Below are 26,463 nucleotides of genomic sequence, written 5' to 3'. Positions count from 1 at the left end.
CCGTTCTGTGTGTTCGGGTCAGACGGTGTCTTCGTCCTCGGGGGCGGGCTCGGCGAACCCGGGGAGCCACCGCGTGAGGATCTCCATGTACGGCGCGTATGCGTCCAGCTGAGCGCAGATTCCCACCGAGCCGACGAGAACCCGGAAGATCATCAGATATTCCGCCGGCAGATTCAGTGCCCGTGCCGTCCGGAACTGCGCACTGTTGAAGTCGGTCGCGGAACCCGCGGCCTTCTGCAACCAGGCGCGGGTGAAGTGGAACGATTCGGTACGGATCGGGTCGGTGACCGGACGCAGGTAGTCCGCGATCTCCTTGTCGGTGACCGTTCGGCCGGGCAGAACGAATCCGTTGGCGTGCAGCAACTCCGTCAGTTCGTCGAACTGCTCGTGGAGCGCCAGCCGGACCATGGCCCCGAGCACCGGGGGAAGGCCGTGCGGAAACGGTGCCGCGGCACCGAAATCGATGACACCGAGGCGGCCGTCGCTGTGCAGCATGAAGTTACCCGGATGCGGGTCGCAGTGGAGCAGGCCGACGCGGGTGGGGGAGGCGAAGTGGAACTCCGCGAGCAGTGCGCCCGCGGTGTTGCGTTCTTCGGGGGTGCCATCGGCGATGATGGCGGACAGCGGCTTCGCCGACATCCATTCGGTGACCACCACCTTGGGGGCACTCGCGACCACGTGCGGAATCGCGAACTGCGGATCGCCGTCGTACACCTTGGCGAAGCGGCGCTGATTGTTCGCCTCGATGCGGTAGTCGAGTTCTTCCTCGGTGCGGGCCGTGAACTCGTCGATGACCGGGCGCACGTCGACGCCCGGCATGACCGAGGCGAACAGACCCGCGAACCGGCCGAGCGTCTTCAGGTCGGCGCGCAGGGCTTCGTCGGCGCCCGGGTACTGAACTTTGACGGCCACGTCACGACCGTCGGCCCACACCGCGCGGTGCACCTGGCCGATGCTGGCCGATGCGGTCGGGGTGTCGTCGAACGACTGGAATCGGTCACGCCACTTGGTACCCAGCTGCTGGTCGAGCATTCGGTGGACGGCCCGCGCGGGTAGGGGAGGCGCCTGCGCCTGCAGCTTGTTCAGCGACTCACGGTACGGTTCCGCGAACTCCTCGGGGATCGCCGCCTCCATGACGCTGAGCGCCTGCCCCAGTTTCATGGCGCCGCCCTTGAGTTCGCCGAGGACGGCGAACAATTGCTCGGCGGCCTTCGCGCTCAGCTGGGCGTCGATCTCGTCCTTGTCGCCGCCGGTCAGCTTCCGGCCGAAGCCCATCGCAGCACGCCCCGCGATCCCCAACGGGATGCTCGCGAGTTTGGCGGTGCGGGCGGAACTCCTGCGGGGGATGTCGGACACCCCACCATCATGCATCATGACCGAAGCCTGTTCGATTCGCCCACAGCGGGTGCCAGGTACGTGCAGCTGCAGCTCGCGTGCCGCGGCCAGCGCCGGGTCACCAGCCGGTGCGCGCCGAGATCGATCTCGAGCGTCGCGTCGAGGCTGCTGGGCGGCGCACCTCGCGGTGCGGCCAAGACGGCCTCGAGCTGGCCGAGTGCGACCGCGGCCGTGGCCATGATCACGGCGGGGCTGGCGTGCCCGACCGCCCCGAGTAGCTGAGCGGACAGGTGCGGCCAGTCCTCGTCGTACGCGGCGCGGAGGAGGTCGGCGCACCGCAGGCAGCTGGTGTGGCCCGGGAGCACGAGCGGGCCGACCACACCACGACCGTCACGCAGCCGGACCTGCAGGTGCGGTATCCCGTTCTGGACCAGATCCGCGACGAGCCGAGGTTCTGCCACCAGGTCGTCCGCGAGCACGACGCACAGGGCGTTCCACCGCCGGACGTCGGCGTCGGCGGAATATCGGAAGGAGCGTGAAACCCGGATGCCGCCGTCCGTGAGCCCGGCCGACACCGCATCCGACAGCGGTCCGCGCCCGTGCACGCGGATCGTGATCGTGTCCGCGACGGGGGACGTGCCGGCGACATCGATCAGCCCGGCCCGGTCGAGGTCGCCGAGAAGCTTCGACACGTCCGTGGGCGCCAGGCCGTACCCGACGGCAGTCCACAGGATGTGCGGCCGCGAGTTCTTGCCGTCGAGCAGTCGGACGACGGCGAGGAGTTGCTCGGTCCGGACCCCGGGCGGCGGCGAGAGAACGAGCGCGCGCTCGGGATCCCAGCCGAACTGCACGCGCCCGTCGGGGCGGACGAGTACGGCGATCCGGGGATCGAGAGTGACACCGACGTGGGGTGTGGGCTGGATGGTCACACGCTGAGGATCGCAGGCCACACGCGGGCGTCGGCCCGGAAAACACGGGTTGTCCACAGGCCGAAACGTACTTCGACCTGTGGGTTTCCCGTTATCTACAAACTGGTGGGATCAGGTGGTCAGGATTCGGACTCGTCGTCCGTGCCGGACTTGCCGCGCTCGGCCTCCTCGGCCCGCTCGCGGGCCTCGGTTGCCTCCAGCTGCGCCATCGGATTGTCGAAATCGCCGCCGTCGCCGCCGCCGAGCACACGTTGGACGAACGCATCCGGGCTGTCGAGATCGGACGAGTCGGGCAACAGGTCGGGGTGTGCCCACACACCATCACGGGCGTCGACGGTCGACTCGGACGTGAGGCGAGTCCACAGCTGCGCGGCCTCCCGGACCTTTCGGGGACGCAGTTCGAGTCCGACGAGCGTGGCGAACGTCTGCTCGGCGGGTCCGCCGGTCGCACGCCTCCGGCGCAGCGTCTCACTGAGGGCCGCGACACCGGGGAGGCGGTCGTTCAGCGCCGACGCGACGACGACCTCGACCCAGCCCTCGATGAGGGCGAGCAGCGTCTCGAGTCGCTCGAGTGCCTGCTTCTGCTCGGGTGTGGTCTGCGGTTCGAACGCCCCCTGCTGCAGGATGCTCTCGAGCTGCGACGGATCGGTCAACGCGGACGGGTCGAGTCCCTTCGCCATGTCCTCGATGGCCGAGAAGTCCATCGTGATGCCGCGGGCGTATTCCTCGACGGTGGCGAGGAGACGCTGACGCAGCCACGGGACGTGGCTGTACAGGCGCTGGTAGGCGGCCTCACGCGCGGCGAGGAAAACGAGGATTTCGCGGTCGGGCTGTTCGAGCCCCTTGCTGAACCGCTCCACCGCAGCGGGAAGCAGTGCGCCCGTGCCTGCCGGACCGAGGGGGAGACCGATGTCGGTGGAGGTGAGCACCTCCTTCGACAGCTGGCCCAGGGCCTGGCCGAGCTGGGAGCCGAACGCGAGGCCACCCATCTGGCTCATCATGCCGATCATCGGGCCTGCCATCTGCTGCGCTTCTTCGGGCAGTCCCTGCACCCACATGCCGGACACCTTCTCCGCGACGGGGTCGCACAGCCGCTTCCAGGTGTCGAGGGTGTTGTCGAGCCAGTCGTTGGGCGTCCACGCGACCGTCTTCGTCGCGCCCGCGGGCAGCGTCGTAGCGGCGTCGAGCCACAGTTCGGCGAGCCGTGACGCATCGGCGATCGCCTCGGAGTTGCCCTGGGTGATGGGAGCGACGGACCCCATCTGCTGGCGCGCGAGTTTCTTCGCGATCTCGTAGTTGACCGGGCCGGTCTGCTCACCGGACCCCATCGACGTGCCCATCCCGCTCAGCATCTGGCCGAACTGGGTCAGCATCTGGCCGAGGGCGGCTGGGTCGAAGCCCCCGGCGGGGAAACCACCCGCCCCGAAACCGAAGTCGCCGGAACCGCCCGCGTTCTGGTCGCGGTCGGGCCCGTTCTGATCCCCCGTGTTCTTGTCACGATCGGGATCGTCGTCGGGTTTGGAGAAGCCGAACGGCGGATTGCTCATGACTCAACGGTACAAGGCGCATGGTTCCGTGGCTGTCCACCACGTCACGCTGACGGCGAACACGCGGACGGCCGACAGTCGTGTCCGCGGGTTCGCGCTCTACGCTGGTCCAGGTGAATCGACGGATCGTGACGCTTCTGGCTGCGCTGGCCCCGATCGTGGTACTCGGAATTCTCGGCACGGTGATCACGGTGCCGTATGTGGCCCTCGGGCCGGGACCCACGTTCAACACGCTCGGCGAAGTGGGTGGTGAGGAAGTGGTCGCCATCGCGGGAACGGAGGTCGACGACACCACCGGCCACCTCAACATGACGACGGTGGCCGTGCGCGACGACCTCAACGTGTTCGAAGCGTTCGGATTGTGGGCCAGTGGGCGCCAGGGCATCGTCCCCCGTGAGGAGGTCTATCCGCCGGACAAGTCGAAGGACGAGGTCAAGCAGGAGAACGACGCCGACTTCCAGCAGTCGGAGGACACCGCCGAACTCGCGGCACTCCACTTCCTCGGCAAGCCGGTGGACCTGCGGATCGCCAAGGTCGGTGAGGACGGCCCCTCCCAGGGACTGCTCCGTGAGGGCGACGTGTTGGTGAGTGTCGACGGAAAGCCGGTGTCGACGGTCGGTGGCGTGCAGGAGGCGGTGGCCGATGTGCCCCCGAACACCGAGGTGCCGATCGTGATCCGGCGCGACGGCGCCGAGACGACGGTGCGGGTGGTCCTCGGCGCACGCCCGGACGACGAGTCCAAGGGCTACCTGGGGATCACTCCCGAGGAGATCCCGGACGTCCCGTTCACGATCGACTTCAACCTCGCCGACGTGGGCGGCCCCTCGGCAGGGCTCATGTTCACCCTCGCCGTGATCGACAAACTCAGCCCGGGTGAACTCAACGGCGGCAAGTTCGTCGCCGGCACCGGCACGATCGACTCGGACGGCGACGTCGGCCCCATCGGCGGCATCAAGTACAAGTTGATCGCCGCGGAGGAAGCGGGCGCCGAGACGTTCCTCGTGCCGGCGAAGAACTGCGACGAGGCACGCCAGGGCGCACCCGACGGGCTCCGGCTCGTGAAGGTCGAGAATCTCGACGGAGCCGTCGACGCGCTCGAGGCCATCAGCGCCGGAGCCGACGCGCCGCACTGCTGAGCGGTCAGTCGTCCTCGGTCGCGTCGAGGGTGGCGTACAACGCGCTGATGAGATTCGGCGCCAGATCCTCGTAGGTGAGCAGTTCGATCCCGGCGTACGGGTCGGCATCCTCGTCGGGGCGCAACTGCATCAGGCACAACGACGGTCCGTCGCGCAGCACGGCGGCGATCAACCGGGCGGACCGGCGGTCGGGATGCGACTCGGCCGCGGCCCGCGCGGCGTCGTCGGCGGCGTCCCGATCGGACAGCAGGGGGACGAGCGCGTCGTCGAGATCGGACTCCGCCTCGGGCGGCAGAACGACGATCTCCTGAACGAGGGCGCACCCCACCACGGACTCCGGCCAGCTGGTGGTGGCGAGGAACTCGTCGAGTGCGCGCGACCCGCCGTCGATGTCGTCGGGGAACGGATCCTGTTCCACCGGGGTCAATTCCGCACCGTCGGCGAGTTGGTCGAGCAGGCTGGGTTCGGCGGCCGCGAGCAGTTCGGTCGGGACGAGTGCGAACATCTGGGGCGGCTGATCCCACCCTCCGGCATCGACGAATTCGATCACCTCGCGCACACAGCGGGCGAGGGCGTCCGTCTCTGGGTTCACATTCTCTTCACTCACGAGACCCATCTTCGCACCCCCGGAACAGGACCGACGGCCGCATCTCTCGGTTGTTACGTAGAGTGGGACGAAACGGTCACGCCCTCGCTGTTCGGGTGTGGACGAACGAACGGTGCAGTTGATCGCGGCGCGACAGCGTCGCCGAGTTCTTGGAGTGTGGCACGTGGGCATGCGGCCCCCCGCAGGTTTACCGTCGTTGTCCAAACGCAGCCGAGTGCTGCTGGTGCTGGCGCTTGTCGTCGCGGCCCTGTTGCTGGTGGGCCCTCGGCTCATCAGTACCTACACGGACTGGTTGTGGTTCGGTGAGGTCGGATTCCGTGGTGTCTTCACCACGGTTCTCGTCACCCGCCTGCTCCTCTTCCTCGTAGTCGGGGTCGTGGTCGGCGGAATCGTCTGGCTGGCACTGCTGCTCGCCTACCGTTCGCGGCCGGTGTTCGTTCCGGTGTCGGGTCCCAACGATCCGGTGGCGCGGTACCGCACCACGGTGATGACTCGACTGCGCCTGTTCGGCCTGGCCGTTCCGATCGCGGTCGGTCTGCTCGCGGGGCTGATCGCCCAGTCCAGCTGGGTGACGGTGCAGTTGTTCGTCAACGGCGGCGCATTCGGCGTCGCCGATCCCGAGTTCGGTCTCGACGTCGGCTTCTACACGTTCGATCTGCCGTTCTACCGTTTCGTCCTCAACTGGCTGTTCGTCGCCGTTCTACTGGCGTTCTTCGCGAGCCTGGTGACGCACTACATCTTCGGCGGGCTGAAGCTGGCGGGCCGGGGCGGGGCGCTGACCAATGCGGCGCGAGTCCAGTTGGCGGTCCTCGCGGGAACGTTCATTCTCCTCAAGGCCGTCGCGTACTGGTTCGACCGCTACTCACTGCTGTCGAGCAGCCGCAAGGAACCCACGTTCACCGGTGGTAGCTACACCGATATGAATGCGGTGCTGCAGGCGAAGCTGATCCTCCTGGCCATCGCGGTCATCTGCGCGGGCGCGTTCTTCGCGGCGATCTTCCTCCGCGATCTGCGGATTCCCGCAATGGCGACAGCGCTTCTCGTGCTCTCCTCGATCCTGGTCGGCGCCGTGTGGCCGCTCGTGGTGGAGCAGTTCTCGGTGCGCCCCAACGCCGCCGACAAGGAGAGCGCGTACATCGAGCGGAACATCGCCGCCACGCGGCAGGCGTACGGCATCACCGACGACAAGGTGGAGTACCAGGACTATCAGGGGTACGGAACGAAGCCGCCGCGGGACGTGCCCGCTGACGTCACCACCATCGAGAACACGCGACTGCTCGATCCGAACATCCTGTCGCGGACGTTCACCCAGCAGCAGCAGTTGAAGAACTTCTACGGTTTCCCGCCGACGCTCGACATCGACCGGTACGACATCGACGGGCAGTTGCGGGACTACATCGTCGCGGCCCGCGAGTTGTCGTCCAAGAGCCTGACGGGTAACCAGACGGACTGGATCAACAAGCACACCGTCTACACGCACGGCAACGGACTGGTCGCGGCCCCCGCGAACCGGGTGAACGCCGCTGCCGGCGAGTCCGCGGAGGAAGCCGCCAACAGCAACAGCGGTTACCCCGTCTACATGGTCAGCGACATCGCCTCGCAGGAGGCGGGTAATCAGGTCATTCCGGTCGAGCAGCCGCGCATCTATTACGGCGAGGTCATCGCCGACACGGACGCCGACTACGCGATCGTCGGCGGATCCGAAGGTTCGGATCCGCGGGAGTACGACACCGACACCTCGCGCTACACGTACACGGGTTCGGGTGGCGTGCCGATCGGCAACTGGTTCAACCGGCTGGCGTTCGCGGCCAAGTACACCGAGCGCAACATCCTGTTCTCCGGCGCCATCGGTTCGGATTCCAAGATCATCTACAACCGGGACCCGCGGGACCGGGTCACACATGTCGCCCCGTGGCTGACCGCGGACGGCGACTCGTACCCGGCCGTCGTCGACGGCAAGGTCGTGTGGATCGTGGACGCGTACACGACGTTGCAGGACTACCCGTACGCCCAGCGCAGTTCGCTCGACGGACTCGTCGAGGACAGCATCGACCAGAACACCGGCCGCCTGCTGCCCCGCAAGGAGGTGTCCTACATCCGCAACTCGGTGAAGGCCACCGTCGACGCGTACGACGGCACCGTGAAGCTCTACCAGGTGGACCAGAACGATCCGGTCCTCGATGCGTGGATGGGCGTGTTCCCGGATGCGGTTCAGCCGGCGGACTCGATTCCCGACGAACTGCGTGCGCACTTCCGCTATCCCGAGGACCTGTTCAAGGTGCAGCGCGAGATGCTCGCCAAGTACCACGTGGACGATCCGAAGGAGTTCTTCACCAACAACGCGTTCTGGTCGGTGCCGAGCGATCCCACGATCGATACGAGCGCGAACCAGCCGCCGTACTACGTGCTGGTCGGTGATCCCGAGACCGGGAAACCGTCGTTCAATCTGACCAGTGCGATGGTGGGTTACAGTCGCGAGTTCCTGTCCGCATATCTGTCGGTGAAATCGGATCCGGACAACTACGGCAAGTTCACGGTGCTCCAGTTGCCGACGGACACGCAGACCCAGGGTCCGCAGCAGACGCAGAACTCGATGATCTCGGATCCACGGGTGGCGTCGGAGAGAACCCTGCTCGAGAGATCGAACAAGATTCAGTACGGCAACCTGCTGACCTTGCCGATTGCGGACGGCGGCATTCTCTACGTCGAACCGATGTATACGGAGCGAAGTTCGACGGGCCCGAACACGTCGACGTTCCCGCAGCTGTCCCGCGTGCTGGTGAGCTACCGCGAGCCGCCGCCGAGTAACAGTGTGCGCGTCGGGTACGCCCCGACGTTGGCTCAGGCGCTCGACCAGGTGTTCGGTGCCGGCACGGGCTCGGTGGCGACGGCACCCAGTGCGGAAGAAGGGACCCCTCCGGAGACCGGCACCACGCCGCCGGTCGATCAGGGCGCGGCCCCGGCGCCGACCGCCCCGGCGACACCGCCCTCCGGAACGGACGTCTCGGCGGCGGTGGCGGAGCTGGACGCGTCGCTCGACGCCTTGACGTCGGCGCAGCGCAGCGGTGACTTCGCGGCCTACGGCGCAGCCCTCGCTCGCGTCCAGAAGGCGGTTGCCGCGTACGAGGCGATCCCGAAGTAAGGGCGCTTCAGCCGCAGAGAGAACGAGGCCCTGTCATCCGAACCGGATGACAGGGCCTCGTCGTATCTGATCGGAAGATCAGCGCAGTGCGTCGACCAACTGCGGGTTGGCGTCCACCAGCTGCTGGAACTGCTGTCCGTAGCCGTTCTGATCGGCGACCTGACGCGCGGCGTCGAGCGCCTGCTGTGCGGCGGGCTGGACCGGGGCGGGTGCCTGGACCTGAGCCGGAGCCGCGGGGGCGGGAGCCGGGGTGGGCTCCGGTGCGGGGGCGGGGGCCTCGGCGACGTCGCCGCCACCGGTGGACAGGTACTGACCGCACACCGGCCATGCACCCTGGCCCTGGGTCGCGAGAACGTTCTCGGCGACGCGGACCTGCTCGGCCTTGCTGGCGTTCGATGCCGAGCCGGTGCCGCCGTTGGCCTCCCAGGTGCTCTGCGAGAACTGCAGGCCGCCGTAGTAGCCGTTTCCGGTGTTGATTCCCCAGTTGCCGCCGCTCTCGCACTGGGCGACGCCGTCCCAGTTGTGGGAAGCGGCGGACGCGGTGCCGGTGCTCAGTCCGAGGGGGACGGCGACGACGGCTCCGGTGACGGCGATCCAGCCGAGGGCACGCTTGCTGATGCTGTGATTGGTCATGCGGGGTCAATCCTCTCCGCGCTTGCTGGCGTGGCCGGCCTGCGGGCGACGACGTTCGCGTCGTCACGCCGGGCTGCGATTCTGTGCCGCGTCCCTGCCCCTCGAAGGTTTCGGGGATTCCGAACCCGCGGGGCAGAGCTAGCAGCGGCGGGCCGGCTTTCGCCCGGTTGTTTCGGGCCGAGAGCGACCGTACGGGAGCTTTGCCCGCAGTTCACCTGGCGAAAATGATGGACAGCTGTCCGGCATCGAAGGCGAATTATCGCTGTCTTTGCAGGTCAGACCATCTCGATATCGTTTCGGCGTCTATTCGTTACCCCGTTGTTATGTGGTGGGGATCACCATGAATTTGTGCAGCGGCTCACGTCGATATGGCAGGAAAGTGGGCCTCGGTGGTGTAGGGCGAGACCGCGCAATGCAGAAGTGCCCCCGCGTGCAGTCGTGACTGCGCGCGGGGGCACTCCGAGCAAGGTGCGGATCAGAGGTACTGTCCGCAGACCGGCCAGGCGCCGGGACCCTGGGTCGCCAGGACGTTCTCGGCGACGCGGATCTGCTCCTCGCGCGAGGCGTTGGCCGGCGAGCCGGAGCCGCCGTTCGCCGCCCAGGTGCTGTCGGTGAACTGCAGACCGCCCGAGAAGCCGTTTCCGGTGTCGGCGCCCCAGTTGCCGCTGCTCTCACACGCTGCGACGGCGTCCCAGTCTCCGGAAGCGGCCGATGCGGTGCCGGTGCTCAGGCCGAGCGGCACTCCGATGACTGCTCCGGTGAGTGCGATTGCGCCCATGGTCCGCTTGACGATGCTGGAATTGGTCATGTGGTTGATTCCTCTCCGCGCCTGCTGACGAGGTGGTGGTGCAGTGACGGCTGGTGTGCCGAACCGCTTTTCGATCTGTCCTCGTCCCTGCCCCTCGAGGTGTCGGGATTCCGAATCCCGCGGGGGCAGGTCGAGCTGCGGCGGGTCGGCGTTGCCCGGTAGTTTCGGGCTGGCAACGAACGTACGCGGCGATCACGGAATGGTCACGGGTCGATTTTCTGTGACGGGCGTCCAAATACTGGGATGAACGACCCGCGTTTCCCCAGGTCGTCCCCGAAGTTTCAGGTTTCGGCGGCGTTACAGATTTCGTCCAAAATGTGACGAGCGTCATAACGTTTAGGTAACGGATGTGACTCGAGTGGTGCTCAAAGGTTGCTAGTCGGACGCTTTCCGGGCGATTTGCAATCCGTTCGTTCGCTCGTGTAACTTTGTTCATGCAACGCGGGGTGGAGCAGCTCGGTAGCTCGCTGGGCTCATAACCCAGAGGTCGCAGGTTCAAATCCTGTCCCCGCTACCACTGAAGAACCGGCGTCCTGGAATCCAGGACGCCGGTTCTTTTTTGTCTCTGCTCGCCCCCGAGGAGGGCGGTCTCACATACGCGTCGTCCGTACCAGCAACCCCGCCACGTGTGCGCACGCTGCTGCCCGTGCTCCGACCGCGTCGCCGGATTCGATGGCGCCGACGATCCGCTCGTGCTCGGTGACGGCGAGTCTCCGATTCAGATCCGCACTCCACATGTCCGACCGGTACAGATGCGATTGCCCGTCCAACCGCAGGAGGGCTTCGCTCAGCGGCTTGTTGCGGGCGGTTTCCCGGATGAGGGTGTGGAATTCGAGGTCGAGCCGTGAATCGCGGCGTTGATCGGCCGGACTGTCCAGCAGCTCGCGCTGGACCTGCACCATCTTCTTCAATTGCTGCACCGTCTCGTGGGTGGCGGTGGCAGTCGCGTGAAATGCGGCCAGTCCGTCGAGTACCTCGCGGACCTCGAAGACGGCGCGGATCGAGTCCGCGTCGAGCGAATCGACCTTGGCGCCCGCATTGCGGGTGTAGACCGCGATGCCCTCGTAGATGAGTTGCTGCACGGCCTCGCGGACGGGGGTGCGGCTGACGTTCAGTTTCGCGGCCAGCGCGGGAACGCTGAGCGGCGTGCCGGGCGGCAGCTCGCCGGAAAAGATCTGCTCACGAAGAGTGTCGTGAACGGATTCGGTGAGCAGGGCTCGTTCCGTGTGTGTCATCGATCCTTCCGAACCCTTTCCTCGGGGCGGGTCGTGGCCCCTCCGCCCGGCCCGGCTCCTGCGTCGACTCTATTCGATCGCCCGCGGGAGGGCGTCCCACCGGCTGATCCTGCTAGCGGGCGGACAGTACCCGCGCGGCTTCGCGAAGTGCCACAGTCGGTTTGACGCCCGCCTTCAACCCCGCGACCTTGGCCGCGATGTTCTCCGCGACCGTGATCGGCGGGTATCCAGGCTCCCCGTCGACGAGAGTGCCGGGGAGCGGTTCGATCACGGCATCGTGGTTCCCGTCGAAGAAGAACGCTGCGGATCGCCGGCGAATGATCTGTCCGTCGGTGATGGGCGGATTCACCCGGTGCACGGTCGAGCGCCACCGGTCGTTGGTCCACCGGGCCATGGCGTCGCCGAGGTTGATCAGAAACGCGTCGTCGGCGGGCTGCGCGTCGTGCCACGCGTTGTCGGAGCCGAGGATCTGCAGGCCGGGAACCTGATCGGCCCAGAGAATCGTGAGAATTCCGAAGTCGGTGTGCGCGCCCATGCCGGTGGCATCGCCGTCGAAGGCGACCTCACCCTCGGGAAGCGCATAGTTGTTCATCTTCAATGCGTTGATCGAGTGATCGACCATCGCGTCGAAGTATCCCGGTTCCACCCGAAGGGCATCGGTGAACGCGGCCAGGAGAATTCGTGCCAATTCCTGGGCGTGGGTGAAGTATTCCTCCACCGCGCTACGGAAGGACGGGGCGTCGCCGGGCCAGGTGTTGGTGGCGTAACTGGCCTCGGGGAGGTCGAGGTCGGGGTACTCGGTGGTCTCGGTACCGACGATGAACGCTTCGTAGAAGTCGTTCATCCGGTTGGACTGCACCCCGAGGCTCATGCTCAGGGACTCGGACACGGGCGGCGAGTACCCACGATTCTCGGACGGGGAACGCCGGTACTTCTTCTTGGTCTCGAGCGGGAGTCCGAAGAATTCGTCGAGTTCACGGGTCAGGCGATCGACCGTCGCTGCGGGAATCCGGTGACCGACGATCTGCACGAACCCGACCTCGCGGCACGCGGTGTCGAGTTCCGCTGCCACGCGGGCGCATTCGGCACTGTTGTGGGCGCGGGCTCCCTCGGCGAGATACGGGCTGATGTCGACGGTCGGGACGATGAACGGGGAGGTGGGCATGACGGCCTTTCGGGGAAGGGTGTTCAGGACTTGTGGCCGGACGCGTGCCAGCTGCCGACGAGCAGTCGGGAGAGGATGCCGAACGCGGAGAACACGGCGACGCCGAAGAGTGACGCGATCACGATCGCGGCGATGAGATCCTCGGATTGGAGCCGGCTGCGGAACACGTCGAGAAGCGTGCCGATGCCGGGCTCGCCCTTGGCGAAGAACATGTCTCCGATGATCGCGCCGACCACGACGAGGCCGGACGCGGTGCGGATGCCGGTGAGGACGGCGGGCAGTGCCGCGCGAAGTTCCAGCTTCACCAGGCGATCCCATCGGGATGCCCGGCCGAGGGTGAACAGTTCGTGGAGGCCGCGGTCGACGGACTGGAGTCCGAAGTGAGTGTTGGTGATGATGGGAAAGGCTGCGATGAGGACGCATACAAGTGTGCGGGCCGTCATCCCGTAACCGAACCACAGGCCGATCAGCGGGACGATCGCAAGGATCGGAATCACCTGGAGAACCACGGCATAGGGGTAGACGATCCGTTCGATCCACTTCGCACGGCTCATCAGGACTCCCGTACCGACTCCGACGAGCACTGCGACGACGAAGCCGACCAGCGCGACGCGGGCAGTGACGGCGAGGGCCTCGAGCATCGGCGACAGGTGCTTCCAGTCCAGGAGTGACTGCGTGAGAACGCGATTCGGCGGAGGAAGGAGGAATTGTCGTTCGGGGGAGAGGACGAACCAGCTCACCGCGGACCACAGGGCGAGTGCTCCCGCCTGCGACAGCACGGGAAACAGCAGGCCCGTGGCCACCGTGACCGTTCGCGGCCGCCGCGTCGAGGGGCGGCTCGTGGCCGTGACGGCTGGGGTCCTCGCTCTCTCGACGCGACGGGTCAGGACGGCAGGTGCTTCGGTCATCGTGTGCTCCCGTGCAGGCTGTTCGAGATCTGGGCGACGTACTCGGTGTATTTCGGGTCGAATCGCAGTCCGGGGCTTCGTGGGTGAGGGAAGTCGATGTCGATGACCGAGGCGATTCGCCCGGGCCGCGCGGTCATGACGACGACCCGGTTGGCGAGGTACACCGCCTCCGACACCGAGTGGGTGACGAACATCGACGTGAACCCCTTGTTGCTGTACAGCCTGTGGAGTTCGACCTGCATGTCGAGCCTGGTCATCTCGTCGAGTGCGCCGAACGGCTCGTCGAGCAGCATGACCTCGGGTGCGAGCGTGAGGGCGCGGGCGAGGGAGACGCGCATCTTCATTCCGCCGGACAGTGACCGGGGTAGCTGGTCGGCGAAGCCGCCCAGTCCGACGGCGGTGATGGCCTCGGCCGCGCGTGCCTTCCGGACCGCCGCGTCGCCGCGGCCGAGCTCGGCCGAGAGTTCCACGTTGGCGCGCACGGTCCGCCAGGGCAGCAGCGTGGGTTCCTGGAAGATGAACCCGACGGAGTCGGTGGCCAGGGCCACGGATCCTTCGGTCGGACGTTCCAGTCCCGCTGCCATTCTCAGCAGTGTCGACTTCCCGCAGCCGGAAGGCCCGACGACGGCGACGAAGTCGCCGCGGTGGACGTCGAGGTCGATGCCGTCCAGTGCGATTGTTCCCGTGTCGAACCGTTTGACGACAGTGCTGAAGGCGATCGCGACGTCCCGTGTGAGCCGGCGTGCGTCGACGTCCAGTGTCGTGTCGGCGAGTTTCATCCCAACCTCCAGGTCAGTGAAGTGCATGCAAAGAATCGATCTGTTCGGTGATAAGAGTCTAGATTGCATGCATGTCTGCCGGGTTGCAGAGTGTTAACACGCGGTGACATGCGGTCGATCTGGGGTGAAGTATCGACGAAAACGGGGTGATCATGATTGGGCAGCCTGCTGTTCACGTGAATGAAACAGAACAGATATTGCATGTAATCACGCCGCATGCAGACTTGGCGCACCGGTCGCCGACGCGCCTCTCGGCACCGAATTCCCTTGGTCGTCACGTGTGTTCACCGCACCTCCGCGGTACCCGGCGACGGCCGTCATCGATCGTGTTCGCGAGGAGAACAATGAACCGCAACAGCAGGACCTTCCGGCAGGCGGGCATGTCCGCCGTCGTACTGGCCACACTCGGCCTCTCGGCGTGCAGTTCGTCCGACGGCGGCAGCGCCGCCGGGGTGCCCCTCGAACCCGCCGCCGAAGCGCAGAACCTCGCCGGGGTGTGCCCGGAGAACGTCGTGGTCCAGCTGCAGTGGCAGCCGCAGTCGGACATGGGTGGGCTGTTCCGGATGCTCGGCCCCGGATATGCCGTCGACGCCGACGACAAGTCCGTGACCGGACCGCTGGTGGCAGGCGGCAAGGACACGGGTGTGGACCTGACGCTCCGCGCAGGCGGTCCGGCGATCGGCTTCCAGTCGGTGACGTCGCAGATGTACGTGGATGATTCGATCGCACTCGGCGTGGTTCACGGGGACCAGGTGATCGCTGCCGCGGCGAGCCAACCGGTCGTGGCGGTGACGCCGCTGCTGAAGTACAGCCCGGCGATCCTGATGTGGGATCCGGAGACTCACCCGGACTGGCGGACGGTCGCCGACATCGGAAAGTCGGATGCCTCCGTGGTGGTCTCGAAGGAACAGCTGTTTCCCCAGTGGCTGGTGGCGCGGGGTCTGCTGAAGGAGTCGCAACTCGACACGAGTTACGACGGCGCCCCCTCCCGGTTCGTCGGGGATCCCGCCATCGCGCAACAGGGTTTCGCGAACTCGGAGCCGTACACCTACGAGTACGAGACTCCCGCCTGGGACGAGCCGGTCGCGTACGACCTCCTGAAGGACTCGGGCTTCGACATCTACGCGTCGAACGTCTCCGTTCGCGCGGACAAGGTGGAATCGCTGACGCCGTGCCTGCAGAGGCTGGTGCCGATCATTCAGCAGTCCACCGCCGACTACGTCCTCGCTCCCGAGGCCACCAACGAGGCCATCGTGGATGTCGTGTCCCAGGACTCCTCGTTCTCGCCCTACACCGAGGGCGAGGCGGAGTTCAGTGCGCAACTGCTGAAGGACGAAGGGCTGATCGCGAACGAGGCCGACGGGTCGGTGGGGACGTACGACATGGCGCGAGTGCAGGGGACGGTCGACGAACTGAAACCGATCCTCGTCGCCGGGGGCGCAGCGATCCCGGATTCGCTGACCGCGGAACAGATCTACACGAACCGGTTCACCGATCCCTCAATCGGGATCAGCTCTCCGTAACGTCCATCTCGATCAGGACGCGACGCAGCAACTTGCCCGTCGCATTGCGGGGGAGTTCCTCGATGAAGATGATCTCGCGGGGCACCTTGTACCGCGCCAGGTTGGATTTGACGTGGGCCTTCAGCTCGTCGGCGTCCTTCGCGGACCCCGGACCGGGTACCACGAAAGCCCGGAGGCGATGGCCGAATTCGGAGTCCTCGACACCGATCACCGCGGCCTCGCGCACGTCCTCGCGGTCGGCGAGCAGGTTCTCGACCTCCAGGGGGTAGACGTTCTCGCCGCCGGAGACGATCATGTCGTCGTCCCGGCCGTCCACGAAGAGGAGGCCGTTGCGGTCGAAGTGGCCGACGTCGCCGGTGGACAGCAGACCGTTGATGCGCTCCTTGTCGCGACCGTCGGTGTATCCGGAGAAGCTGAGACCACTGGCGACGAAGATCCGTCCGACGGTCTCGGGTTCGGTGATCCGTTGACTCGACTCGTCGTAGAGTTCCACGTGGCAGGTGACGGGTGCCCGCCCCGCGGTGCCCGGCGCCAGCGCAAGATCGGCCGGAGTCGCGACGGTGGCGACGGCGACCTCGGTGGAACCGTACAGGTTGTGGAGGACCTCGCCGAAGGCGGCGGTGGTGCGCTTGCAGAGGTCGGGGGAGAGTGCGGACCCGGCCGCGAAGATGATCTTCAGGCTCGACGTGTCGTATTTGGCCAGCGTCCCCGGCCCGAGGTCGATGATGCGCTGCAGCATGGTGGGAACGACGACCAGCGTGTCGCACCGGTGCTTCTCGACCAGGCGGATCGTGTTCTCCGGATCGAACTTGCGGTGCATCACCACGGTCTGGACCAGTGCCAGCGCGAGTGCGAACTGGGAGACTCCGGTCCCGTGGAACGCGGGGGCCGCCATCATCATCGTCTGCCCGCGTCGCAGCGGAACCCGGTCGAGGAACTGGGCCGACGCGAGGGGCGACGTGTGTCCGCGGGGAGCGCCCTTCGGGGTGCCCGTGGTGCCGCTGGTGAGGAGGACGAATCCGCCCTGCGTGGACGGCGCGGGCAGCGAACCGCGGTCTCGATCCTTCATCACGTCGTCGAGTGTGCGGACCTCGGACGTCGAATCGTCCTCCGCCCAGGAGCGATAGGCGATGACCTCGTCGGGGAGGGCCTCGGCGACCGCGTGGAACTCGTCGTCGTACACGAAGGCCTGAACCTGCTCGCGGGCGGCGACGTCGACGAGCTGGGGCCGGGCGAACCCGGTGTTCATCAGCACCAGTTTGGTGCCGTTCTTGGCGGCGGCGAGCATCGTGAGGACCAGGCCGCGATGATTGCGGCACATACATCCCATGACGGAACCGGGAGTGATGCCGTCGGCCTGCCACGCCCGCACGAGGGCGTTGGACTGTTCCTCGATGTCGGCGTAGGTGAGCGGTCCGCGCTCGTCGATCAGGGCCACCGCATCCAGCCCGGCCTCGGCGTTCGCGTGGACGGGCCCGGCGAACGGACCGTACTTCCGCACGGCCAGGATCGATCGGACGCCCTGGTCGACGCGGGGAAAGGGAACGAGGCCTGCGCGGTTCATCACCCGCACAGCTCCCACGGTGTCCGTGATCTTGGTGAGGAAATGCTGAGCTGGCATGGAGAACCCCTCCGGCTGCAGTGACGGATTTCCCGTTCAGCGTAGATGAAGACGACGGTCCAGCCACGCGGTCCGGCGAAGCCGGACGCTCGCGGTGACGCGCAGCCGAATCCGGCACGAAGAAGCCCCCGCCGCAGGTGAGCGCGGCGGGGGCTACACCCCTCGATGAAAGTCCTCTCGAACTGCTACTTCAGCTCGGCGGACGACTTTCCGAGCAGACGGCGAGCGACGATGAGCTGCTGGATCTGCTGCGTTCCCTCGAAGATGTCGAGGATCTTGGAATCGCGCGCCCATTTCTCGAGCAGCGGGCGCTCCGAGTAGCCCAAGGTGCCGGCGAGTTCGACGGCCTTGAGGGAGATGGCGGTTCCGGTGCGACCGGCCTTCGCCTTCGACATGGATGCCTCGAGTGAGTTCGGCTTCTTGTTGTCCGCCATCCATGTTGCGCGCAGCGCGAGCAGGTAGGCGGCTTCCCAGTCGGCCTCGAGCTGCAGGAACTCGGCGGCGGCCGCGTGCTGGTTGTACGCGGGAGTGTCGTAGGAGATCTCCACACCGGCGTCGGAGAGGATGCTGCGCAGTTCCTCGAGTGCGGCGCGGCCGAGGCCGACCGCCATGCCGGCGACGATCGGACGGGTGTTGTCGAACGTCTGCATGACGCCGGCGAAGCCCTTCTCGACGTTGACCTCCGGCGTGCCGAGCAGGTTGTCCTTGGGGATCCGGCAGTCCTGCAGCAGCAGTACCGCGGTGTCGGACGCCTTGATGCCCAGCTTGTGCTCGAGGCGGGCGACGCTCAGACCCGGCGCGTCCCGCGGGACGACGAACGACTTGATCGCGGCGCGGCCCTTCGTCTTGTCGACGGTGGCCCACACGACGATGTGCGTGGAGCGCTCGCCGGCGGTGACGAAGATCTTCTCTCCGTTGAGCACGTACTCGTCGCCGTCGAGCACCGCGGTGGTGGTGACGGCGGCGGAGTCGGAACCGAAACCGGGTTCGGTGATGGCCATCGACGCCCACACCTTGCCGAAACGCTCGAGCTGCTCGTCGGTGGCGACGGCGGCGATGGCCGAGTTGCCGAGGCCCTGGTACGGGATCGCCAGTGTGAGACCCACGTCGCCCCAGCAGGTTTCGATGACGTTCATCAGTGACGACATGTTGCCGCCGTTGACGTTCCCGATGACCTTCGGCTCGTCGCCCCGTCCGAGGGCGGCGCCGGCCGCGCCCTTACCGGAGTCGTTGAGTCCCTCCACCATGGCGGCCATGGTGTCGAGTTCCTTGGGGTAGGCGTGCTCCGCGAGATCGTACTTGCGGGAGATCGGCCGGAAGATTTCCGCGGCGACCTGGTGCGCCTGATTCGCGGAGGCTTTGAGCTTCTTGGGAAGTTCGAGGTTGATCATGACAGTTTCCTTAGTTCGAATCCGGCCGCTCAGATCAGGACGATGCCCTCGGCGACGCCGATGGCGCGCAGATCGCGGTACCAGCGCTCCACGGGATGCTCCTTGGTGTAACCGTGGCCACCGAGCAGCTGGACGCCGTCGAGGCCGATCTGCATGCCCTTCTCGGACGCCAGCTTTCGGGCGAGAGCCGATTCGCGGGCGAAGGAGAGCCCCTGCTCGGCGCGTGAGGCCCCGCGCAACGTCACCAGACGCAGGCCGTCGAGTTCGATGCCGATGTTCGCGACCATGAACGCGACCGCCTGACGGTTGCTGATCGGTTCGCCGAACGCGACCCGCTCGTTGACGTACGGGATCACGTAGTCGAGAACGGCCTGTCCGGTTCCGACCGCGAGCGACGCCCAGCCCAGGCGGGCCAGCCGGATGGCGTCGGCGTACTCGGCCTTCCGCACGTCGGCGTCGGCGTCGCCGAGCAGACCCGACTCGGGCACGGCGACGTCGGTCAGGTTGAGCCGGCCGAGGCCCGCGGCGCGCAGACCCATGCTGGGGTCCGCCTCGACGACGAGCCCCTTCGTGTCGGCCTCGACGATGAAGAAGGAGGGCTTGCCGTCGAGTTCGGCTGCCACGATGAACAGCTCCGACGAGGCGGCGGCGGGAACGAGGCTCTTGACGCCGTTGAGCTTGTACCCGCTGGGGGAGCGAACCGCCTTGGTCTGCAATGCGAACGGATCGAACAGTGCGCGGGGCTCGTTGACGACCACGGCGGCGTTCGGAACCTGCTCGCCCGTGAACGAGGGCAGGTAGGTCTTCTGCTGGGAGTCGGTGCCCCACTGGGTGAGGGCGACGGCAACGCCGCTCGGTGCGAGGATCGGCAGGGCGAGTCCCATGTCGCCGTGGGCGAGAGCCTCGGCGACGAGGGAGTTGGTGACGGCCCCGCGCTCGCTGGCGGCCCCGTCGAGTTCCTCGGGGACGTTGATGAGGGTGATGCCGAGTTCGGCGGCGCGCTTCACGAGGTCCGCCGGGGCGGCGGCCGCAGCGTCGGCGTCGTGGCCCGCGGGTCGCAGGATCTCGGCCGCGAACTCACGCACGGTCTCGACGATCATCTGCTGCTCGTCGCTCGGAGTGAGATCGAAGTAGCCGGCCTTGGCGGTCGGGTTGTCGGGGAGGCGCTTCGGCGCACCGCCGCCGGACACCTTCTGGAACCCGCGGGTCGCGGCGCCGAGCGTCTTGAAGCCGGTCTTCGTGCCTTCGTAGGTCACCCGGTCGATCGTCTGGCGCAGGTTGTACTTCTCGGCCAGATCGGAACCGGTGATCTTGGTCAGCACGCGCATCGCGGCACCCATGGCGTCGCGCTTGACCGGATTCAGTCCGACGGCGGACGTGTCGCGGGGCTTCCGCTTCGCGCTGTCGTTGGGGGCAACAGTGTCTTGCTTGCTCATGATCACCAGCTGTTTCTCGGTGTTCGGGCGTGGACACGATCTATCTTACTCAGCAGTAAGGTTGGTGTCTACTATTGAGTAAGTTCTGGTGGGTGCGACCTTCAGGGGAACGTCCGGCTCCTGCTCGGGGAGGAGGTGGCGGCGAATCCACTCACCTACGGTGAAGCGGTGATCGAGATCCCCGCGATTCGTCGGCTGCGTCCCCTCATGCGTCTCGCGCCCCTCCTGCTCGTGCCGTTGCTGCTGCTGGCGAGCACGTTCCCCGGCGAGTACCGCGTACCCCCGAGCTACTGGCTGCTCGCGATGACGGCCGCAGTCGTGTTCGCCGCCGGGGGCCGGTGGCCGCTGGCGGTGTCGATCGTCACGTCCGTGCTCGCGGTTCCGATGTTCGCGGCGCACGCCTGGGGGCTCTCCGATTTGGTCCCCTACCTCGGCGCGGTCGCACTGGTCGACGTCGCGATGCGCGCCCGGCGGGCGCCGGCGATCCTCGCCGCCACGCTCTGCTGGACGGCGGCGGTGGTGGCAGGTCTCCGGTGGGACTCCTACGGCACGTTCTGGCGGGTTGCCACCGTCGTGTCCACCGTCGCGTACGTCGGACTGCCGCTGCTGCTCGGTCTCTATCTGCGCGCGCAACGAGATCTCGCCGCGACGTACCGGCTGCGCGCCGCCGAAGCCGAATCGCGCCGGCTGGAGGACCGGTCCCGCGCCGTGGTCGCCGAGCGCAACGCGCTGGCACGGGAACTGCACGATCTCGTGGCGCACCACATGGCGTCGATCGTGCTCCGGATCGGGGTGGCGCAGCACGTGCTGACGGATGTGGACGACCGCACGAGTTCGGTGCTCGAGGACGTGCACCGCACCGCGTCCGATGCCCTCGCCGACATCCGGCGGCTGCTCGTCGCGTTGCGCGACCCTTCGATGGGCGACGTGGCGCTGGTGGAACCCGAAGCGCTGTCGATCGAGATCGCCGCTGCGGTCGACCGCACGCGGGCGGCGGGCTTCCCGGTGTCGGCGGAGGTCGACCCCGGCATCGGCCGGCTCGACGCGATCGGCCGGCTGACCCTCCTGCGTGTGGTGCAGGAATCGCTGACGAATGCGATGAGGCACTCCACTCCCGGTGGTGCCGTGTCCGTGACACTCGAACCGAACGCCGGCGGAATCGCTCTGCGGGTGACCAGCACCGGCCACCGCGCCACCCCCGCGGATCACTCGGAGGGGCACGGCATCATCGGCATGGGCGAACGGGTGGAACTCGCGGGCGGCACCCTCGGAGTGACGGATACCGTGAACGGGTGGGTGGTCGATGCCTGGCTGCCCGGTCGTGTCGGCGACGACACCGGCACGAATGAGGTTGTGGGCCAGTGATACGGGTACTGATAGTCGACGACCAGCGGCTCGTCCGCGCCGGACTGCGGATGTTGTGTGAGGCGACGGACGACATCGACGTGGTCGGCGAGGCGTCCAACGGACTGGACGCGGTCCGGCTGGTGGCCGAGTGCCCACCCGACGTGATCCTGATGGACCTGCGCATGCCGGGACTCGACGGGATCGCGGCGACCCGGCAGATCGCGAGCTCACACCCGGCGGTGAAGGTTCTGGTCCTCACCACGTTCGACGACGACGACCACTTCTATCCCGCACTGGCCGCGGGGGCAGCCGGATTCCTCGTCAAGGACACCGATCCCGCCGAACTCCTGAACGCGATTCGCCGGACGGCGGCCGGTGACACGATCTTCACCCCCGCGCTCCTTCGCCGCCTCGTCGACCGGGCGCTGGACACCGCACCACCGGACGAGCGCTCCTCGACGTCGGTCGCACTGACCGGGCGGGAGAGAGAAGTGCTGACGCTGGTGGGGGAAGGGCTGGGCAATCAGGAGATCGCGGCCCGCCTCTACATCGGGGTCACGACGGTGAAGACGCACGTGGCGAACCTGATGGAGAAGACGGGCTGCGACAACCGGGTTCGACTGGCCGTGTTCGCCCACACCCGGCTCTAGCCGCCGTGGTGGTCGTCCGACGGCATCGCCATCGTCATCGGAGCCGGCCGCCGACCTGGCTCCAGGACGAGGAACTGCCCCATCATTCCGCGGTCCTCGTGGAGCAGAAGATGGCAGTGGAACATGTAGGGGTACGTCGCATCGGTGTAGTCGGTGAAACGCATCGCCAGCCGGATCTCGGTTCCGGGAGGCGTGTACACGGTGTCCTTCCAGCCGGCCAGCGCCGGGGGTGGCGGGGAGCCGTCGAGGTCGACGATCTGGAATTGCACGTCGTGGACATGGAAATTGTGTGGCCAGTTGTCGACGTTGCGCACCGTCCACACCTCCGTGGTGCCGACGACGGGGGAGAAGTCGATGCGGTTCATGTCCATTCGCGCCCCGTTGATCATGAACCATCGCAGTTCGAAACTCCGCTCCGCGGCAGCGGTGGCCGGGTCGAGTCGCGGGACGGCCGCCAGCGTGGGCGGAATCGGCCGGGAGGGGAGCAGCTCGCGGTCCGGGCGCAATTCGAGGACGTCGAACGTATCCTCGAGGCCGTACCCGGCGGCGTCGCCGCGGTCGACGCCGCCCCGGCCCTCGATCGGATGCGAACGCAGCATCACGGCGCGGCCGTCACCCGCTGCGACGACGAGTTCGATCCGTTCTCCCGGACTGACCTGGATCCGTCGAAGGGGTACCGGTTCGCCGAGGAGGCCCCCGTCCGTCGCGATCAGGTGGAACTCGCGCTCGTCGGAGAAGCCGAGGTTGTAGAGGCGGCCCGACGAGCCGTTGAGGACGCGCAATCTGATCAGACCGGTGCTGACGGGAAGGTGTGCGCCGGCGATTCCGTTCGTGACGATCGTGTCGCCGAGCAGGCCGACGTCCGTCGGGTCCGATTCGTCCAGTGCACCGTCCGCGGTGAACCGCCTGTCCTGGATGATCAGCGGAATATCGTCCAGCCCATACGTTTTCGGTAGATCGAGGGTGTCGGTCGTGTCGTCGTCGACGAGGAAGAGTCCGGCGAGGCCGCGGTAGACGTGCTTCTCGGTGGAGCCGTGCGGATGCGGGTGGTACCAGAGCGTGGCGGCCGGCTGGTTCACCGTCCACGACGGTTCCCACCGCGCGCCGGGCTCGATCGACTGGTGCGGTCCGCCGTCGCACCTGGCCGGGACGTGCATGCCGTGCCAGTGCACCGACGTCGGCTCGGGCAATTCGTTGTCGATGGCGAAGGCGACCGCTTCACCTCGCCGGGCGCGAAGGGTCGGGCCGAGCATCGATTCGCCGTACCCCCAGGTGGGGGTCCCGCGACCGGGCAGGATCTCGGACGTGCCCGCTCGTGCAGTGAGCGTGAAGTGGCGGACCCCGGAATCGTCCACAGTGGACGCGGCCAACGGCGGAATCGGCAGTCGCCGGGCGAATTTCCCGCGGGCGGGGGCGGCGGATTCCGATCCTCCGGAGGCGCAGGCGGCGGTCACCACGAACGGCGCGGCCGCCAATCCCATCAGAAAGGTACGTCTTGCAAGGGCTGTCACGATTCTCCTGGGTTCCGTCGCCGCGCGGATCGCGGCGGAATTGGCTCAGGAGAAATTCTTCGGGACCGACGCCGACGTTCCGTCCTCCGCGGGGCCGAGGATGGCGGAGCCGGACTCCTCCGTCGGAGTCTTGTCGGAACCCGTTGTCTGTGTTAGTCCCCGTGTCGGTTCGAGCGCAGGCGGGACAGCGCCTCGTCGTGGAGCAGCGTGTTGGTGGCCAGTGCGCTGCCTCCGTGCGGGCCGTCGGCGCCGGCGAGGTTGGTGAAGCGGCCGCCGGCCTCGCGCACCAGAACGTCGAGGGGCGCGAGGTCCCACAGCGACACCTCGGGCTCGGCGGCGATGTCGACGGCGCCCTCGGCGAGCAGGCAGTAGGAGAAGAAGTCACCGAATCCGCGGACCCGCCACACGTCGTCGGTGAGGGAGAGGAACTGTTCGCGGATGCCGAGGTCCTTCCAACCCGACAGACTCGAGAACGTGAGACTGGCCGATCCCAGTCGGTCGACGGAGGAGACGGCGAGGCGTGCGGGCTCGGACCCGTCGAACGTCGACCAGGCGCCCCCGCCGGACGCGGCCCACCAGCGGCGCGCGAGTGCCGGGGCACTCACCACGCCGACGGTGGGAACGCCGTCCTCGAGCAACGCGATCAGCGTGGCCCAGATGGGGACGCCGCGGACGAAGTTCTTGGTGCCGTCGATCGGGTCGACCACCCATTGACGTCCCGCGAACTGCGCGTCGCCGCCGAACTCCTCACCCAGGACGGCGTCGGTGGGCCGCTCGGCTTGCAGCGTCGCGCGCACTGCGCGTTCCACGGCCAGGTCGGCGTCGGTGACCGGTGTGAGGTCAGGCTTGTCGTCGACCGACAGGTCGAGCGCCCCGAATCGGGCCCTGGTGATCGCGTCCGCCTCGTCGGCGATTCGGAAAGCGAGCTGCAGGTCGGCGTGGAGGTCGGTCACGGTCGCACAGATTACTCGTACCGCGCCGGGGCGGACTCAGTCGATCTTCACTTCGGCGAGCTTGCCGGTGGCGACGTCGAAGACGAACCCTCGGAGGGACGTGGTCGCCGTGATGAACGGGCTGGACTGGATGCGGCGCAGCGACTGCCGGACGTCCTCGTCGAGGTCGGAGAACGCCTCGGCCGACCAGGCCGGCTTGATGCCGACCTCGTCCTGGATGGACTTCTTGAAGTCGTCGTCCGTGAATGTGAGCATCCCGCAGTCCGTGTGGTGGATGAGGATGATCTCGGTGGTGCCGAGCAGTCGCTGGCTGATCGCGAGAGACCGGATCTCGTCGTCGGTCACCACCCCGCCGGCATTGCGGATGACGTGCGATTCACCCTCCTGGATGCCGAGGATCCGGTAGACGTCCAGACGCGCGTCCATGCAGGCGAGGACCGCGACGTGCTTGCTCGGGGGGAGGGGCAGCGGCCCGGTGAATCCGGCGGCGTACTCCTCGTTGTTCTTCAGGTACTGGTCGGTCACGGTCATCGTCGACTCCGTCCGGAATGGCGGCACAAACAAGTGCGTACCCGTGCATGCAACAAGGTGCATCCGGGGTCCGCAAGGGTTTGACTCGACGCGATCGGAAGGGGTGACTTCGGCTGGGAAGCAGGGGTGAGAGGGCCCGGGCGCGCACCCGGTAACCTTGGGAACCGTGCATCCCGACGTATCCGCAGACCTCAGCGAGCTCGACACCACCCTCCGTACCGTCGAATCGGTGCTGGACGTGGAGGAGTTGCGCCGCCGCATCGACGAGCTCGAACACCAGGCCGCCGATCCGGAGCTGTGGAACGACCAGGAGCACGCCCAGCAGGTCACCAGCCAGCTCTCGCATTCCCAGGCCGAACTGCGCCGCGTCGAGGAACTGCGGACGCGGCTCGACGACATGCCGGTGCTGTACGAACTCGCCGAGGACGAGGGCGCGGAGGCCATCGCGGACGCCGACGCCGAGCGGCACAGCCTGCGCGAGGACATCGCCGCGATGGAAGTCAAGACGATGCTCTCCGGCGAATACGACGAGCGTGACGCGCTGGTCAACATCCGCTCCGGCGCCGGTGGCGTCGACGCCGCCGACTGGGCCGAGATGCTGATGCGCATGTACATCCGCTGGGCGGAGAAGCACGGCTACGGCGTCGAGGTCTACGACACGTCCTACGCGGAAGAGGCCGGCATCAAGAGTGCGACGTTCGCGGTCAAGGCGCCGTACAGCTACGGAACCCTGTCCGTCGAGATGGGCACGCACCGGCTGGTCCGGATCAGCCCGTTCGACAACCAGGGCCGCCGCCAGACGTCGTTCGCCGAGGTCGAGGTGCTGCCCGTGGTCGAGACCACCGACCACATCGACGTCAACGAGAACGACGTCCGCGTCGACGTGTACCGCTCCTCGGGCCCCGGTGGGCAGTCCGTCAACACCACCGACTCCGCTGTCCGGTTGACACACATCCCGACCGGCATCGTCGTGACCTGTCAGAACGAGAAGTCGCAGCTGCAGAACAAGGTGTCGGCGATGCGGGTCCTGCAGGCCAAGCTGCTCGAGGTCAAGCGCAAGGAGGAGCGCGCCGAGATGGACGCGCTCAAGGGCGACGGCGGCAGTTCCTGGGGCAACCAGATGCGGTCGTACGTGCTGCACCCGTACCAGATGGTCAAGGATCTGCGCACCGAGTACGAGGTCAACAACCCGTCGTCGGTGCTCGACGGAGACATCGACGGATTCCTCGAATCGGGCATCCGGTGGCGGATGCGCGAGAATCAGGCGTCCTAATAC

21 protein-coding genes, 1 tRNA gene and 1 pseudogene are annotated in these 26,463 nt (G+C 67.1%); 7 read left to right on the top strand and 16 right to left on the bottom strand.

Features of this window, described 5'->3' with window-relative positions; all coding sequences use genetic code 11:
* Positions 1 to 18: 18 nt before the first annotated feature.
* The 3 genes from WKC72_RS28455 to WKC72_RS28445 form a co-directional block, all read right to left on the bottom strand.
* Complete coding sequence (locus WKC72_RS28455) at positions 19 to 1,374, bottom strand: AarF/ABC1/UbiB kinase family protein (protein WP_037245231.1); 1,356 nt, start codon at positions 1,372 to 1,374, stop codon at positions 19 to 21.
* Entirely contained in the window at positions 1,371 to 2,264 is an 894-nt protein-coding gene (locus WKC72_RS28450) for a hypothetical protein (protein ID WP_037245235.1), read from the bottom strand. The genes WKC72_RS28455 and WKC72_RS28450 overlap by 4 nt, the downstream gene beginning before the upstream one ends.
* Before the next feature lie 119 nt (positions 2,265 to 2,383).
* Positions 2,384 to 3,811, bottom strand: coding sequence for a zinc-dependent metalloprotease (locus tag WKC72_RS28445; RefSeq protein ID WP_370180500.1), 1,428 nt, complete (start codon positions 3,809 to 3,811; stop codon positions 2,384 to 2,386).
* Positions 3,812 to 3,924: 113 nt separating this feature from the next.
* On the opposite strand from WKC72_RS28445, the gene WKC72_RS28440 reads away from it, so the two are divergent.
* Positions 3,925 to 4,947: a PDZ domain-containing protein gene (locus WKC72_RS28440; RefSeq protein WP_370180499.1), complete on the top strand. Its 1,023-nt coding sequence runs from the start codon at positions 3,925 to 3,927 to the stop codon at positions 4,945 to 4,947.
* Positions 4,948 to 4,951: 4 nt separating this feature from the next.
* On the opposite strand, the gene WKC72_RS28435 is transcribed toward WKC72_RS28440, so the two are convergent.
* On the bottom strand, positions 4,952 to 5,563 hold the full coding sequence (locus tag WKC72_RS28435) for a PPA1309 family protein (RefSeq protein WP_037245242.1): 612 nt from the start codon (positions 5,561 to 5,563) through the stop codon (positions 4,952 to 4,954).
* Between the two features lie 154 nt (positions 5,564 to 5,717).
* Between WKC72_RS28435 and WKC72_RS28430 the strand changes: the two genes are divergently transcribed.
* Positions 5,718 to 8,696: a UPF0182 family protein gene (locus WKC72_RS28430; protein WP_112299323.1), complete on the top strand. Its 2,979-nt coding sequence runs from the start codon at positions 5,718 to 5,720 to the stop codon at positions 8,694 to 8,696.
* 78 nt (positions 8,697 to 8,774) lie between these two features.
* On the opposite strand, the gene WKC72_RS28425 is transcribed toward WKC72_RS28430, so the two are convergent.
* Together WKC72_RS28425 and WKC72_RS28420 are read right to left on the bottom strand one after the other, a co-directional pair.
* Positions 8,775 to 9,329 carry a transglycosylase family protein gene (locus tag WKC72_RS28425; RefSeq protein ID WP_037245245.1) on the bottom strand — a complete coding sequence of 185 codons (555 nt, stop codon included), beginning with the start codon at positions 9,327 to 9,329 and terminating at the stop codon, positions 8,775 to 8,777.
* A 478-nt stretch (positions 9,330 to 9,807) separates the two neighbouring features.
* Positions 9,808 to 10,137, bottom strand: a pseudogene (locus WKC72_RS28420) (transglycosylase family protein); the annotation flags it as partial.
* 440 nt (positions 10,138 to 10,577) lie between these two features.
* Here WKC72_RS28420 and WKC72_RS28415 point away from each other — a divergent pair.
* Positions 10,578 to 10,654 (top strand) — tRNA-Met (locus WKC72_RS28415).
* A 73-nt stretch (positions 10,655 to 10,727) separates the two neighbouring features.
* On the opposite strand, the gene WKC72_RS28410 is transcribed toward WKC72_RS28415, so the two are convergent.
* From WKC72_RS28410 to WKC72_RS28395, 4 genes are all read right to left on the bottom strand, one after another.
* Positions 10,728 to 11,372: a GntR family transcriptional regulator gene (locus tag WKC72_RS28410; RefSeq protein WP_370180498.1), complete on the bottom strand. Its 645-nt coding sequence runs from the start codon at positions 11,370 to 11,372 to the stop codon at positions 10,728 to 10,730.
* Positions 11,373 to 11,484: 112 nt separating this feature from the next.
* Complete coding sequence (locus tag WKC72_RS28405; RefSeq protein WP_370180496.1) at positions 11,485 to 12,537, bottom strand: isopenicillin N synthase family dioxygenase; 1,053 nt, start codon at positions 12,535 to 12,537, stop codon at positions 11,485 to 11,487.
* Positions 12,538 to 12,560: 23 nt separating this feature from the next.
* Complete coding sequence (locus WKC72_RS28400) at positions 12,561 to 13,445, bottom strand: ABC transporter permease (RefSeq protein WP_370180495.1); 885 nt, start codon at positions 13,443 to 13,445, stop codon at positions 12,561 to 12,563.
* A complete protein-coding gene (locus tag WKC72_RS28395; protein ID WP_268790874.1) occupies positions 13,442 to 14,224 on the bottom strand; it encodes an ABC transporter ATP-binding protein in 783 nt (260 codons plus the stop codon). Before WKC72_RS28395 ends, WKC72_RS28400 begins: the two co-directional genes overlap by 4 nt.
* Positions 14,225 to 14,568: 344 nt before the next feature.
* On the opposite strand from WKC72_RS28395, the gene WKC72_RS28390 reads away from it, so the two are divergent.
* Entirely contained in the window at positions 14,569 to 15,747 is a 1,179-nt protein-coding gene (locus WKC72_RS28390; protein WP_370180494.1) for a nitrate ABC transporter substrate-binding protein, read from the top strand.
* Here WKC72_RS28390 and WKC72_RS28385 read toward each other — a convergent pair.
* The 3 genes from WKC72_RS28385 to WKC72_RS28375 all read right to left on the bottom strand — a co-directional run bounded on the left by WKC72_RS28385 (position 15,734) and on the right by WKC72_RS28375 (position 20,201).
* Positions 15,734 to 17,368: an acyl-CoA synthetase gene (locus tag WKC72_RS28385; protein WP_370180493.1), complete on the bottom strand. Its 1,635-nt coding sequence runs from the start codon at positions 17,366 to 17,368 to the stop codon at positions 15,734 to 15,736. The two genes, WKC72_RS28390 and WKC72_RS28385, sit on opposite strands and share 14 nt — an antisense overlap.
* Positions 17,369 to 17,553: 185 nt before the next feature.
* Positions 17,554 to 18,759, bottom strand: coding sequence for an acyl-CoA dehydrogenase family protein (locus tag WKC72_RS28380; protein WP_005240205.1), 1,206 nt, complete (start codon positions 18,757 to 18,759; stop codon positions 17,554 to 17,556).
* A gap of 29 nt (positions 18,760 to 18,788) precedes the next feature.
* Complete coding sequence (locus WKC72_RS28375; protein ID WP_037245266.1) at positions 18,789 to 20,201, bottom strand: acyl-CoA dehydrogenase family protein; 1,413 nt, start codon at positions 20,199 to 20,201, stop codon at positions 18,789 to 18,791.
* 129 nt (positions 20,202 to 20,330) lie between these two features.
* Between WKC72_RS28375 and WKC72_RS28370 the strand changes: the two genes are divergently transcribed.
* Together WKC72_RS28370 and WKC72_RS28365 are read left to right on the top strand one after the other, a co-directional pair.
* Entirely contained in the window at positions 20,331 to 21,560 is a 1,230-nt protein-coding gene (locus WKC72_RS28370; protein WP_370180492.1) for a sensor histidine kinase, read from the top strand.
* A complete protein-coding gene (locus WKC72_RS28365) occupies positions 21,557 to 22,192 on the top strand; it encodes a response regulator transcription factor (RefSeq protein ID WP_128638993.1) in 636 nt (211 codons plus the stop codon). Before WKC72_RS28370 ends, WKC72_RS28365 begins: the two co-directional genes overlap by 4 nt.
* On the opposite strand, the gene WKC72_RS28360 is transcribed toward WKC72_RS28365, so the two are convergent.
* From WKC72_RS28360 to WKC72_RS28350, 3 genes are all read right to left on the bottom strand, one after another.
* Entirely contained in the window at positions 22,189 to 23,703 is a 1,515-nt protein-coding gene (locus tag WKC72_RS28360; RefSeq protein ID WP_370180491.1) for a multicopper oxidase family protein, read from the bottom strand. The two genes, WKC72_RS28365 and WKC72_RS28360, sit on opposite strands and share 4 nt — an antisense overlap.
* Positions 23,704 to 23,855: 152 nt before the next feature.
* Positions 23,856 to 24,656, bottom strand: a complete 801-nt coding sequence (gene hisN / locus WKC72_RS28355; protein WP_370180490.1) for a histidinol-phosphatase — start codon at positions 24,654 to 24,656, stop codon at positions 23,856 to 23,858.
* Positions 24,657 to 24,692: 36 nt separating this feature from the next.
* Positions 24,693 to 25,187 carry a carbonic anhydrase gene (locus WKC72_RS28350; protein WP_037245277.1) on the bottom strand — a complete coding sequence of 165 codons (495 nt, stop codon included), beginning with the start codon at positions 25,185 to 25,187 and terminating at the stop codon, positions 24,693 to 24,695.
* A 166-nt stretch (positions 25,188 to 25,353) separates the two neighbouring features.
* On the opposite strand from WKC72_RS28350, the gene prfB reads away from it, so the two are divergent.
* The gene (prfB, locus tag WKC72_RS28345; RefSeq protein WP_015890161.1) at positions 25,354 to 26,460 is read left to right on the top strand and encodes a peptide chain release factor 2; all 1,107 of its coding nucleotides are present in this window, start codon (positions 25,354 to 25,356) and stop codon (positions 26,458 to 26,460) included.
* Positions 26,461 to 26,463: the final 3 nt, after the last annotated feature.

The sequence above is a fragment of the Rhodococcus wratislaviensis genome (assembly GCF_041228765.1).
Classification (GTDB): Bacteria; Actinomycetota; Actinomycetes; order Mycobacteriales; family Mycobacteriaceae; genus Rhodococcus_F; species Rhodococcus_F wratislaviensis.
This window is presented reverse-complemented; position numbering and strand designations above follow the sequence as displayed.

Bases quoted from the DNA above. Each gene is read 5' to 3' on its own strand.
- WKC72_RS28455 (WP_037245231.1), bottom strand. From the start codon at position 1,374: ATGATGCATGATGGTGGGGTGTCCGACATCCCCCGCAGGAGTTCCGCC.
- WKC72_RS28445 (WP_370180500.1), bottom strand. From the start codon at position 3,811: ATGAGCAATCCGCCGTTCGGCTTCTCCAAACCCGACGACGATCCCGAT.
- WKC72_RS28435 (WP_037245242.1), bottom strand. From the start codon at position 5,563: ATGGGTCTCGTGAGTGAAGAGAATGTGAACCCAGAGACGGACGCCCTC.
- WKC72_RS28425 (WP_037245245.1), bottom strand. From the start codon at position 9,329: ATGACCAATCACAGCATCAGCAAGCGTGCCCTCGGCTGGATCGCCGTC.
- WKC72_RS28410 (WP_370180498.1), bottom strand. From the start codon at position 11,372: ATGACACACACGGAACGAGCCCTGCTCACCGAATCCGTTCACGACACT.
- WKC72_RS28405 (WP_370180496.1), bottom strand. From the start codon at position 12,537: ATGCCCACCTCCCCGTTCATCGTCCCGACCGTCGACATCAGCCCGTAT.
- WKC72_RS28400 (WP_370180495.1), bottom strand. From the start codon at position 13,445: ATGACCGAAGCACCTGCCGTCCTGACCCGTCGCGTCGAGAGAGCGAGG.
- WKC72_RS28395 (WP_268790874.1), bottom strand. From the start codon at position 14,224: ATGAAACTCGCCGACACGACACTGGACGTCGACGCACGCCGGCTCACA.
- WKC72_RS28390 (WP_370180494.1), top strand. From the start codon at position 14,569: ATGAACCGCAACAGCAGGACCTTCCGGCAGGCGGGCATGTCCGCCGTC.
- WKC72_RS28385 (WP_370180493.1), bottom strand. From the start codon at position 17,368: ATGCCAGCTCAGCATTTCCTCACCAAGATCACGGACACCGTGGGAGCT.
- WKC72_RS28380 (WP_005240205.1), bottom strand. From the start codon at position 18,759: ATGATCAACCTCGAACTTCCCAAGAAGCTCAAAGCCTCCGCGAATCAG.
- WKC72_RS28350 (WP_037245277.1), bottom strand. From the start codon at position 25,187: ATGACCGTGACCGACCAGTACCTGAAGAACAACGAGGAGTACGCCGCC.